Genomic DNA, 12579 nt, shown 5'->3' with positions numbered 1-12579 from the left:
GCCATGCGGCGAATGATCAGCGCACCACTCCTAGAAAAAGCGATGGCCTATTTCCGCAGGACGATGATGGCTTCCTGCATGAGGTATCGCTTGACCGTCGTCGAGATACCTTGATCGAACTCGGCGACGACCTCCCACATGCGCGGCGGCGTCGGCACGGTGGCATTTCCGCTTGTGCTCAGGTTCCCGCGGATCATGCTTTCAATCCAGCGGGAGGAGTCGTCGCTCATCGCGTTCACAGAGTCCAGCCGAAGGCCGAGTTCGTTGACCAGCCATTTCAGATAGGTGCGATTAAACAGCCACTTGTCATCCAGATTGCCTGTCCAGGGTTTGACACGCGGCACCCCGAAGCGCGCCTCATAGTCCTGAACCATGGCATTCAGAAAATGCGCGATCCGGGGATCGAGTTCTTCGCCGCATTCGTCAAGAATTGTCTGGTAAACCGCGCACATCAAATGGCCGCCGGCCTCCATCGGCTCCATCATGATGATAGGCGCACCGGGCTTGAGCCACTTAGCGACATTCTTCAGCGCGGCGAGCGGATCGAGCATGTGGTGCAGGATGGCGCCGCCAATGACGAGATCGAATGAGGCAGGCGCGAAGAAATCCTTGTGCAGATCGAAGCAGAACGACTTCACGTTCGTGAGGCCGGCGTTGTTAGCTAGCTTCATCAGAATTTTCAGCAGTTGCGGCGAGATATCGGACGCGAAGACCTCGGACCCGTTGAAGATCGTTGCCGCGATGAGGGCTGTGTTTCCGCTGCCGGAGCCGATGTCTAGAACTCGGGCAGTGTTGGGTATATCGACCGTTGCACAGGTTAATCCACGATCCAGCAGGTATTTCCAATAGGCGTCGCTGAAATAACGTTCATGATAAATCTCGGCATTGCCAAGAAATTGCTCAGTAACTCCGGCAGGCTCCCACGCATCATCGATGTATACGCCGTCTGAATACACGCAACGCATTCCATTATTCAAGAAATTATTTTCAAATAACATTTGCTCACGCTCCTGCGCCGCTTCAAGGGGTGTGTAACTTAGCAAAACCTACCCCGCTGTCTACGCCGCCTCCCGGCAATCGTTTCTTTGCTAGCCGTTCTTATGCACGAGGCGTCTGGAGAGGGCTGGCGGATGTAGGTTAAGCATTTGAAGCAGCGTAGGATTTGGTTGCTGAGACTAACCCCTGCCACGATTGCACTGTGCCACACCCGCCATGACGGACGATACAACCGCAACGTTCCCGTTTCCAGCCGTTGGCCGCAAGAAGATCACCGCCGCTTTCGATGGCGGGCGCTTGTCGTCCGACGGCGGCGTCATGCTCCTGGCCCAGGCCGAGCGCCGGCTCGGGATCGCCGAGCGGCTCGCTGGCTTCATCCCGGATCGGCGCGATCCAGGCCGTGTGACGCACGCGATCACAGACATGATCCGCGCCCGCATCTTCGCCATCGCCTGCGGCTATGAGGACTGCAACGATTTCGGCCCGCTGCGCGCCGATCCGGCGTTCAAGCTCGCCTGCGGGCGCTTGCCGGAAACCGGGGCGGATCTGGCATCCCAGCCAACCCTCTCACGTTTGGAGAACGCCCCGACGATCCGCGATGCCATCCGTCTGACCTCTGCTCTGATCGATCAGTGGATGGACAGCTATGCCACTCCGCCCGACGGCGTGGTGCTGGACATCGACGACACCTGCGACGTGGTGCACGGCCATCAGCAGTTGTCGCTGTTCAACGCCCATTATGACGAACGCTGCTTTCTCCCCATCCATGTCTACGACAGCGCCACCGGCCGTCCGGTTGCCGTCGTGCTGCGGCCGGGCAAGACGCCCTCGGGCGTCGAGGTGCGGGCTCATTTACGCAGGCTTGTGCGCCGGATCCGCGCCCGCTGGCCTCTCACCCGCATCACCGTTCGGGGCGACAGTCACTATGCCCGTCCCGAAGCCATGGACTTCTGCGAGCAGAACGGCCTCAGTTATCTGTTCGGGCTGGCCGGCAGCCGGCCACTCACCACCAAAGTTCAGGAAGTGGCCGATGCGGTGCGCACCCAAAGGGCGCTGGAAGACGGTGAGATCGTGCGTGGCTTTGCCGAGACGACGCACCGGGCCAAGAGCTGGTCGTGCGAGCGTCGCGCGGTGGCCCGCATCGAGGCGACCCGCCTGGGGCTCGACATCCGCTTTGTCGTCACCAACCTGACTGGGACCAGCCCACGCGTCGTCTACGAGAGCCTGTATTGTGCCCGCGGCCAGGCCGAGAACTGGATCAAGTTCCACAAGGCGCAACTCGCCTCCGACCGGACGTCGTGCCGGCGCGCTGTGGCCAATCAGGTTCGTCTCGTGCTGCACACGGCGGCCTACTGGCTGATGCTGTCCGTGCGCGAGGCCATCCCGGCCGCTCGCGATCTCGCCCGGGCGGAGTTTGCAACACTGCGGTTGCGCCTGCTCAAGATCGCCGTGAGGGTGCAGGAAACCACCAGCCGCATCCGCTTGGCCTATGCGTCCTGCTGTCCCGAAGCCGACCTCTTCCGCCGTCTTGCTTGGGCTCTCGCACCTCGGCCGCGGACGGCGTCGCCATGAACGGCGGGGCCACGATCGCCCCCATCAGTCCATCCAACTCCTGCCAACGCGTTCCCCATGTTCCAGACCTCATCGCGATGAAACAGACGCAACGAGCCCCCGCGATCGCAGTCCAGAACGGCAGTCATCAACATGTCTTATGAATAGGGTGGGCTAGAGCATCGAACCCAAGAATGGCCCCACTTTTGGTTCCGATGCTTCGCCTCTTGAAGAGCGCATCGTTTGCAGCGGAAAACCGGGGCCACCTTTCGCTGACGTGGCCCTCTGGCTTGCTGATGCGGTCCTTCGGGTCCGTACGGCGCGCTAAGTAGGGCGCAAGGGGCAGAGCAAAGGTTTAGAGTAGGGCTACAAAGCCGGATGCCCTCATCCCTGGCTATTCAGGGCGGGGCTTGCTCTCAGGCATGAGCTGGAATGGACTTTACTCTTTCAGTGTTGGAGCCAGGGGCGGCTTATATCCAGTGGCCGAAGTGCCGCTATGTTTTGAGCAGAATCTACGAAGGAAGCGACCTCCGGATAAGATTGAGGCAAGTTGAGACTTGTATCTCAGGCACCTTTCTTCGAAAGCGATACTGCTGGCGAATTCGATGTTGCCGCTTCATTCGCAGATTGAGGGCCGACCTGCAGCGCTCGGATACAGAGCGCCGGCTGTCCACTCCGAAAGCTTGGCAGCCGCCTCGGCAGCCCTGAAGCGGGTTCGCCAGCAGTATCGAAAGCGTGCCAAGTCCCATAACCAAAGGCTATTGTAACGGCCAGAGACACCGTCATCGAGAGCCAGAAATCCTTGATGGCAAATATGACCAATTGCTGAATTGGAAATGCGAGAATGTAAATTCCGTAAGAAGCGTCGCCATAGCGGCCGAAGGCCGCGAATCTGCTCGTCGTGCAAATAAGAACAACGAGCGCGGCAAGCGAGATCGTTTGGACGAGGTTGTCAGTAGGAAGCAGCAAGCGAGATAAGCAGATTCCTGTCAATGACGAGCATAATATTGCCGCACGATGGTTCGAGAGTAATGGCCATAATACGCTAACCAACGCTCCGCTGAAAAAATAGAGGCCGAGCTTTCCTACAAAGTAAGAGCGAAGGAAAAAGATTCTACTATTCTCTGGGGTGAAGAGACACAGGCCATTTGCTACAACTGCGCCTGCCATCAATGCCGCCAGTCGATAGCGGGATGGCAACAGAAAAACGCAAAAGAGCGAAACGTAAAGCCAGAACTCGTAGGGTAGGGTCCAAACAGATCCGTTAATACTTTCTAACGGTTGCCCTGTGAGTACGCCAGAAATCCGGGATCTCGCTCCATGAAAGAACATTCCCAAGTTGTGGGTCACATAGTCGATGTGGAAAATTAAATCGTCATAGTTCGAAAACCACAACAGCATCACTACCGAGCTGCAAACCAACGCAAACGCGAGATTGGGCATGATGCGAAGAAACCTCGCAGCGAAAAAGATATCCCATCGATTAGAGCGTTGAAGGCTGTCGCAGATCAGGAAGCTGCTCATGACAAAGAACACGGCCACCGCAGCTCCGCCCAGGGTGTCGCGAAACACCGGGACAAACGGCTCCGAAAAGCCGCTAAGAGCAAAATGATGGCTGATCAATACCGAGATTGCAGCCGCAAACCGAATGAAATCAAATGAGTTATTCCGGCGGCTGATGCCGATCATAGCAAACCTATAACTTTGCTGGAAATGACAAGGTCATCACTTCAGGATAGCTTTCGCTTTAGCCAACGCAGAGTTTTCACCGCTTTCCCTGGTAGCACCCTCTCAACCAGATAAATGCGTCCCGCAAGCATTCTTTCCCGAACCCGATAGCGCCTCATGAGGAAGGTGGAGACCGGCTGCGTGGCTAGGAACTCGACCGCCCTCATCCTCGGGAAGGGGCTGAGTGTGTTCTGGCCTGGGAAGGTGCGGGCTGTCTCGGCGGCGATGGCCTCGAGCGAGGCGAGATACTGCTCCATCGAATAGTCGTGGTGGCGGGCAAAGGCCGCCTGCGACAACGCGGCCAGCCGCTCCGGTGTCAGGCTCTCCAGCAGCTCCACCACGGCCTCGGCCGAGAACTCGTCGAGCAGGAACCCGTCCTCGCCCGGGCGGATCACCTCCGCCGGACCCGGCGCATAGCTGGCCGCCACCACCGGCACCCCGAACGAGAACGCCTCCAGGATGACGTTGCCGAACGACTCCTTCTTCGACGGCAGCAGGATGAGGCTGGCCTCGCCGTAGAGGCGGGTCTTGTCGGTGACGTTGTAGAGGATCTCGACCCAGTCGCGCACCCCCGCCTCCTCGAGCCGGGCGAGAAAGGCCGGCAGGTCGGGCGAGTTGGGGCCGTCGGTGGTAAAGAGGCGCAGCCGCGGCAGGCCGCGCGCCTTCATCAGCGTGGCGATCGGCACCAGGCGCTCGGCGCCCTTGGTGTGGAAGTCGATGCGCCCGACATAGGTGACGAAGCGGTTCCTGTCCGGAGCGTAGCCGTTGTGGGGCCGGGTTTCGACCGGCAGCCGGATCTTGGTCAGCTCGTGGATCCCGAGCTGGCGGTGGAAGGCCATGTCCATGTCGGACAGGCACAGGATGCGCGAGACGCGGTAGCTGTCGATGTAGTCCTGGTCGGCGAGCGCCAGGGTGTCCTGCAGGATGAACGAGAGCTGCCCCGACGCCATGTGAAGAACCGGCAGACGCGAAAGTTGCCTGTAGATGTTGGCCGGAAACTTGCGGATGATATTGTTTGGGGTGATGACGACCGTGTCGGTGGCATGACAGCTGCCCAGTAAGGCCAGTACCCCTTCTAGATCGTCAGAGGCGGATAGGGCGCCAGGCAGGGAGCCGGTCGGGTCACCTTGAACGGCCAGACAGACGTGGCGGATAGGACGGGCCCCCGCCGCTTTCACCGTGTTGCGCACACGTCCCGGGATGCCGCCGATCTGACCCGGATCCTGCACCAGGTGAATGATCGTCTTCAGCCGGAACGGCATGGTGTCGTGCAGGGCCTTGTAGCGCTCAAGCCGGTCCTGGCTGCCCAGCGATGCATCCTCGCGAACCACCTTCAGAAGATTGCGGTGTAGAGTTTGAACGTACGTGTCATTGATGCCGTAGCGTTCCTTGAGAATTTGGTAGTTCTGTATTCGCGCGGCGATCTCATGCAGAAGTATGTTTTTGGCAAGGGTCGACTTTCGAGACGCGGCGATGAAGTAGAACGGCGCAGTATCCTCAATTCGTACCCGATCAAACCCTCCAAGGATGATCCGCATGTTGAGGCGCACATCTTCGCTTCGTCCCTTGATCTCGTCACGGGTGTGCCGGACCAAGGCTTCGCGGTTATAGATCTTGCCGCCGATCCCTGAAAGAATTCGTGAGATCGTGTCGTTGGAGATCGGCCTTTCGTTGTCAAAGGATTTCGGAAAGATCCTCAACGGTCCAATCATGAAGGGCGTGACGATCATGTCCAGGCCTGGCGTCAGACGTCTCGCCAGAGCCGTTAACGCCTTCGGGTTGATGAGATCGTCGCCATCGACAAACGTGACGTAGGGGCTCTTGGCATTGTTGGCAATGAACTGCCGCCCAATCGAGGGCGAGCCGAAGTTGGCCTCGGCCAACTGTGCCTGAAAGTTGCGCTTCTTCGAGATCGGATGCTGAACGATCAGAGAGGCGGTTCCATCGGTGCTGGCATCATCGAAGAGAATGATGTGGATGAGCGTCTCATCGAGCCGTGAGAGACGGTCGAGGAGACGCTTGATATTCTCCTGCTCGTTATGAGTGGTGACACCGACCGTCAGAATGGGATTCATGCATGGATCTCTACGGGTCGTGGCAAGGTTGCCGCAAGGAGAGGACCATTCGCCAGCGCTGTTTCAGGGGCGCCTGAATGAAGGGCGCATCCGAGGGGAGTTTTCTCTCTTGGGCTCTTAAGCGTGGTTCATGGAAAGTCTGTCATTTAAAGTATTGCTGGTAGACGCTTTATTGCGTTTTCCCATGAGCCGTCAACGTCGAGCAGGGCCGCCCCATGGGCACATCGGCTCAATGAGAGCGCCGCATTGGACCGGAACTATCGGCGCGGCTTCTTGCTCAGGCCTGCCTTCAGAGAGCGCAAAGGCTCAGTCACCCGCCAGGAGAACGAGCTTTCCAGGTCATTGATGTGGGATTTCAGCATGGTGATACGGCGGCGGGCCGACGCCAGCTTATCGTTCAATGTTCCAATAGCTTTGATTTTTGGGAAGGGGCTGAGTGTGTTCTGGCCTGGGAAGGTGCGGGCTGTCTCGGCGGCGATGGCCTCGAGCGAGGCGAGATACTGCTCCATCGAATAGTCGTGGTGGCGGGCAAAGGCCGCCTGCGACAACGCGGCCAGCCGCTCCGGTGTCAGGCTCTCCAGCAGCTCCACCACGGCCTCGGCCGAGAACTCGTCGAGCAGGAACCCGTCCTCGCCCGGGCGGATCACCTCCGCCGGACCCGGCGCATAGCTGGCCGCCACCACCGGCACCCCGAACGAGAACGCCTCCAGGATGACGTTGCCGAACGACTCCTTCTTCGACGGCAGCAGGATGAGGCTGGCCTCGCCGTAGAGGCGGGTCTTGTCGGTGACGTTGTAGAGGATCTCGACCCAGTCGCGCACCCCCGCCTCCTCGAGCCGGGCGAGAAAGGCCGGCAGGTCGGGCGAGTTGGGGCCGTCGGTGGTAAAGAGGCGCAGCCGCGGCAGGCCGCGCGCCTTCATCAGCGTGGCGATCGGCACCAGGCGCTCGGCGCCCTTGGTGTGGAAGTCGATGCGCCCGACATAGGTGACGAAGCGGTTCCTGTCCGGAGCGTAGCCGTTGTGGGGCCGGGTTTCGACCGGCAGCCGGATCTTGGTCAGCTCGTGGATCCCGAGCTGGCGGTGGAAGGCCATGTCCATGTCGGACAGGCACAGGATGCGCGAGACGCGGTAGCTGTCGATGTAGTCCTGGTCGGCGAGCGCCAGGGTGTCCTGCAGGATGAACGAGAGCTGCCCCGACGCCATGTGAAGAACCGGCAGACGCGAAAGTTGCTCCTGGATGGCGGGAGAGAAGGCGCGGATGACCGAGTTCGGGGTAACGACGACCGTGTCGGCGGCACGGCAGGTGCCCAGAAAGGTCAGCACCTCGGCCTCGTTGCCCTCGGCATAGAAGGTGTTGGGCGCAACAGCAGCGGGCTCACCCTTGGCGGACAGACAAACGTGGCGGATGTCGCGGCCGGCTGCTGCCCTCACTGTGTTGCGAACGCGGCCGGAGATGCCGCCGATCGCCGACACGTCCTGCACCAGGTGAACAATCGTCCGAAGCTCGGAGTGCTTGGACGATATTGATGATCCTGTCATTCTCCACCTGATCGCTCAAAGTTTGATTGCGACGATTTTCGACCCGCTTTCATTCTGGTCAAAGCCGCGCTTACCGGCGGGCTTGCGGGCCAGCTTCCGCGATCTGAGCCTTGCCACGGCCCAGGAAGTCCTCACCCGTCGATTTGCGTATTTCCGTCGCCACACCCTGAAGGTGGTAAACTTTGCTGTGCGGGGTGTAGATGATCCTCTGCTGGAGATGACGCCGGATGAAATCGCACAGGATCCAGTCGGAGCGGTAATGCGGGGCATTGCCGCTATCCAGGCCACCGGCAGCCCGGATCGTTTCCGGCCGCAGGAGGCCGCAGAACAGGGGAGCATAGGTGAGTTCAACCAGCCCGTCTTCCCGATCGAACTCCAGATCGAGGATGTTGTTGTGGTGAATAGACAGATTGATGTCGCACTCGAGGGCCTTCACCGCCCCAGGCATGTGAACCTTGGTGATTCGGTTGTCGGCCGGAAGAACCTGCCGCGGGACGGCCATCCCCACATCGGCATGCTTGAAGAGAACGTAGCGTAGTTCATCGAGCCAATCGGGCGTGGCAAGCGTATCGTTGTTGAGGATCAGGATCTTTTCGTTGCAATTCATAACCTCGGCGAGACCTCGGTTCACAGCAAAGCTGAACCCGGAATTTTGGTCCTCGTTGATCAGACGCACATTCTCGAACCGTTTCGGCAGCTTTTCCAACTGCGCGTAGGCTTCCTCGGAAGACCCGTTGTCGACAACCAGGACATGATAGGGGGTCGGTGTATGCTCTGCGATCGATCGCAGACACATCTCCAGTTCGGGAACCGACTCGTAATTTGGAATGACGATTTGAACAGGCTCGACAGGCAGTCGACCGAGTTTCGGCTGACGCAGAGCTCGTGCTGGCCGGGCAATGGAGAAGGCCAGATGATCTTGCCCGTCAATCGTCGTAAATGGCTGTGACCAATCCGCTCGACCGACGAGTTTCGATTGAACCGATCTGAGCGCGGTGGTCGCATCCTCGTCGGCTCCGGCTTTACCTTCTGAATGGCCCTGGAAAGAATGACTGAGGAGGCAGGGAACGGCGAGCGGCTGTGCGACCTCGGTCATCCTGAGGATGAAATCCCATCCGACTTGCTGTTTCAGGGATGAATCGAACCATCCAGCGTCGCTCAGTAGCTCACGGTCATGCAAAACCGTGATGGGCGCGATGTTGTCCCTGTTTTCCAGAAGTGGGCGATTGAAGGGGGCGAACCTGACTCCCTTGAAGGCGACGCCCAGGCGGGCATCGGGGTCGAATTTGTCCCACATCACGTGGGCGCCGTAGGCAATCCGTGCGTCCTGCGAGTGCAGCTGATTAAGGAGGATGAGGAGAAAGTCGGGATCCCATTGGGTGTCATCGTCAAGATATCCAATGACAGGACCGGATGCATGCTCGAGACCCACATTGCGAGCCCCTCCGATGCCTGTAGCTACGGCAAGGGGAACATATTTAATCCGGCTGTCGCCGAATTGTCTGACTGCAGCTTCCGTCTGGGGATTGTCGCTTGCATCGTCGACAACGATCAGTTCCCAATTCTCATAGGATTGCACGAGCACCGAAACGATCGCATCGGCGACAATGGCTGCGCGATCGCGCGTGGTCATGATGATAGAGATCAGCGTGCCTTGTGGCAGGGCTGCGTAGTCGGAAGCGAGTTTCTTCTTGCTGTTGTCCATGTAGGCGACAACACGCAGATCACTTTCCCACAGCTCCGGTCCGATCGCGTCGGGCATGAGCGTGGCCCGCCGGCGATATTCGTCGAATGTGTTGTAGAGTTTATGCAGGCGCGTTTTGATCTGATACGCCGCCAGATATTTCGTGGGCGGCACGCGGCAAAGGATAGGTGAGGCCGTTACACGGTACAGATGCGTCTGGGGAATCTTGGCGCGCGCCGGAACACGGAGGTTTTCGAAAGCCGGATTCGGATGATGACCCTTCTTCATCCCAATCTTAAGATAGGCGCGGTAGGCCTCTTCTGGATCCTTTAATCCAGCAGTGTGGCGGGCAATATACCAAGCCGCATCAAAGAACTGCCAGGCGGGTTCTATCCGTGGCGGCGCTACCTCCTCCTTAAGTGATTTCTCAACTTTAGGGTGTGTGGCTGCCGTAGAGGGAGGTGTGATGGCGATGCGCTCGGCAACGATCTTGGCTGCCCGATACGGCAGGAGAGATCTCATCCACTGCCGAGCGGGCTGGGGGACCAAGAAAAATGCCGATCTGAGAGCGCGCCGTATCATGTCCGTTTATGTGCTGGTGTCCGAACAATGCGTTAGCCGCGAGCGCTCCCGAACGCAACCTCATGTGATAAAATATCTTAAAGCCTAAGAACCTGGCCCATATCGAGCTTCAGGGGAGGCCCCTGATCGGCATAGCTCTCGGGAATTCCTCTTTGGGACTTGAGGTCGCATGGCGCGGAACGGCTATCGGAATTCTATCAGACCCCATCAGATTTCGCCTTAATCTGGAAACTTATCGTTAAATAAACCGATCTTGGCTCAAGCTTGCAAATGAGCCGAAATTCTGAGTATGAGCCAAGGTCAATCGAGTTATAAAGTTAAGATATGTCTCTCTCTCGGCATCAGCTTGTTCCAGAGATCCAGGGCCTTCGTGCCGTGGCGGTGCTCGCCGTCCTAATTTATCACCTGTGGCCGGGCCTGCTGCCGGGCGGCTATGTGGGCGTCGACGTCTTCTTCGTCATCTCCGGCTATCTGATCACCGGCTCCCTGTTCAAGGAGTTCGAGAGCACCGGCCGGATCGACATCCCCGCCTTCTACGCCCGCCGGATCCGGCGTCTTCTGCCCGCCGCAACCCTTGTGTCTCTGGCGGTGGCTTTGTCGATCCCGTTTTTCCGGCAGGCCCAATGGTCGGATATCGCCAGCAGCCTCATCGCCAGTGCCCTGTATGTTCAGAACTGGTTCCTGGCCGCCCAGGCCGTCGACTACTTGGCCGATGACGCCAAGGTCCCGATGAACCACTTCTGGTCGCTCTCGGTCGAGGAGCAGTACTATATCGTCTGGCCCCTGATCCTGCTGCCGATTCTCGCGCTGGCGCGGCGCAGGACCTTGGGCCGTCGTGCGGCGTTCGGGTGGTTCATCGGCCTGATCGGGCTGGGATCGCTGGCCTATTCGGTCTGGCTGACCCCGCTCAATCCGGGCGTGGCCTACTTTGCCACCACCACCCGTGCCTGGGAGTTGGCCCTTGGGGGCGCCTTGGCCGTCTTTCAGGCGCAGAGATCTCTTTCTCAGCCGGCACGTGTGGCGCTGGGGCTCACCGGCCTTGGCGCGATCATTGTCGCGTGTTTTGCCTATAGCGACGAAACGAGCTTTCCCGGCTATGCGGCCTTGCTGCCCACGCTCGGCGCGGCGGCAGTAATCGCCGCGAGCGGCGCAGAGGCGCGCCGATCTGCCGGTTTCGTTCTGAACGCGCGCCCGTTCCAGTATGTCGGCGACATCTCCTATTCACTCTACCTCTGGCATTGGCCTGTCATCGTGCTCTATGGCGAGGCGATGGGGCGGGCGATTGGGCCACGATCCGGACTCGTCCTCTTCCTCGCCTCGGTGGTTCTGGCGCATCTGAGCAAGATCTACGTCGAGGATCCCTTCCGGACATCGAAACCGGCCGTCGGTCGCACCCTCGCCCTCGGGGCCGCCGGCATTGCCGCCACGGTCATCGCCGGCACGATTTTTCTTGCGAGAGAGGTCAGTCAACCCGAGCCGATTGCTGTCGCGGAAGCTCCACGCGGCGCATCGGCGATGAAGGATCCTCAATACGACTGGAGGAAGGAAGACCCATCAAAAGTCACCCCAAGACCGGAGAAAGTGAAGGCCGACGTATCCTCCGCCTACCGGGCGAAGTGCCATCAAACCATTCAGGGCACGGATGTTCTGACGTGCAATTATGGGGATCCGATGCGTAGCTTGAAGGTCGTCATGGTGGGCAATTCCCATGCCACGCACTGGTTTCCTGCTTTCGAGGAACTCGCGCGGACTCAGCCAATTTACTTTCGAGGAATAGCAAAATCGGCGTGCATCTTCTCGCTTGACCCTGTCTACAACACCACCCTCAAGCGGCCTTACACGGAATGTGCGGAATGGTCCAGGAACGTGATCGAGTGGCTCTCGCGTGAGCGTCCGGATATCGTTCTCATTTCCCACTCTTCTCGCGATCAGAACGTAACACCGGAAGGCCTCGCCACTACCTGGAAGCCGTTGCTGGACATGGGGTTAGACGTTCGCCATGTCAGAAACATCCCGTGGCTGTCGTTTCATCCGGGCAAATGCCTTGAACGTGCGAAGGAGTGGAGGGCAAACTGCCTTCCCTCTCGCCAGAGTGTATTGCCGGAGGACAACTTGGTGCTCACGGCCAAAATGCTGAATGTGAAGATTCTTGATTTCTCAGAGTATTTCTGTGACGCCCAATATTGCCCGGTCATGATTGGCGAGGCTCTTGTCTACCGAGACAGTCATCACATGACCGCAACCTATTCCAGAACGCTCAGCAAGCCGATGCAAGAGAAACTTGCATTAAATCTGCCCCTGAAAGCCGCCGATCATCGTTAATCGTCTTGAGCTTGGCACCTTTTATGCTGAACAAGTGGCAAGGATCTGCGATCTTGGCCTCTTGATGCTTAGCCTGAGCATGCTATACGAGTGCCTCTGCAAC

Annotated in this window: 7 protein-coding genes; 2 read left to right on the top strand and 5 right to left on the bottom strand. The window is 58.9% G+C overall.

From position 1 onward, the window contains the following. Positions 1-47: 47 nt before the first annotated feature. On the bottom strand, positions 48-998 hold the full coding sequence (locus tag BB934_RS05255; protein ID WP_099508689.1) for a class I SAM-dependent methyltransferase: 951 nt from the start codon (positions 996-998) through the stop codon (positions 48-50). Positions 999-1212: 214 nt separating this feature from the next. Here BB934_RS05255 and BB934_RS05250 point away from each other — a divergent pair, with 214 nt between their 5' ends. Continuing rightward, positions 1213-2568: an IS1380 family transposase gene (locus tag BB934_RS05250; protein WP_099508688.1), complete on the top strand. Its 1356-nt coding sequence runs from the start codon at positions 1213-1215 to the stop codon at positions 2566-2568. 543 nt (positions 2569-3111) lie between these two features. On the opposite strand, the gene BB934_RS05245 is transcribed toward BB934_RS05250, so the two are convergent. From BB934_RS05245 to BB934_RS05230, 4 genes are all read right to left on the bottom strand, one after another. Then, positions 3112-4236: an acyltransferase family protein gene (locus tag BB934_RS05245; protein ID WP_099508687.1), complete on the bottom strand. Its 1125-nt coding sequence runs from the start codon at positions 4234-4236 to the stop codon at positions 3112-3114. Between the two features lie 41 nt (positions 4237-4277). Then, positions 4278-6350: a glycosyltransferase gene (locus tag BB934_RS05240; protein WP_099508686.1), complete on the bottom strand. Its 2073-nt coding sequence runs from the start codon at positions 6348-6350 to the stop codon at positions 4278-4280. Between the two features lie 257 nt (positions 6351-6607). Then, positions 6608-7888 carry a glycosyltransferase family 4 protein gene (locus BB934_RS05235; protein ID WP_099508685.1) on the bottom strand — a complete coding sequence of 427 codons (1281 nt, stop codon included), beginning with the start codon at positions 7886-7888 and terminating at the stop codon, positions 6608-6610. Between the two features lie 70 nt (positions 7889-7958). After that, on the bottom strand, positions 7959-10094 hold the full coding sequence (locus tag BB934_RS05230; RefSeq protein WP_162299143.1) for a glycosyltransferase: 2136 nt from the start codon (positions 10092-10094) through the stop codon (positions 7959-7961). Positions 10095-10478: 384 nt separating this feature from the next. Here BB934_RS05230 and BB934_RS05225 point away from each other — a divergent pair, with 384 nt between their 5' ends. Beyond that, positions 10479-12476 carry an acyltransferase family protein gene (locus BB934_RS05225; protein ID WP_099508683.1) on the top strand — a complete coding sequence of 666 codons (1998 nt, stop codon included), beginning with the start codon at positions 10479-10481 and terminating at the stop codon, positions 12474-12476. The last annotated feature ends 103 nt before the right edge of the window (positions 12477-12579 follow it).

The sequence above is a fragment of the Microvirga ossetica genome, assembly GCF_002741015.1.
Taxonomy (GTDB): Bacteria; Pseudomonadota; Alphaproteobacteria; order Rhizobiales; family Beijerinckiaceae; genus Microvirga; species Microvirga ossetica.
This window is presented reverse-complemented; position numbering and strand designations above follow the sequence as displayed.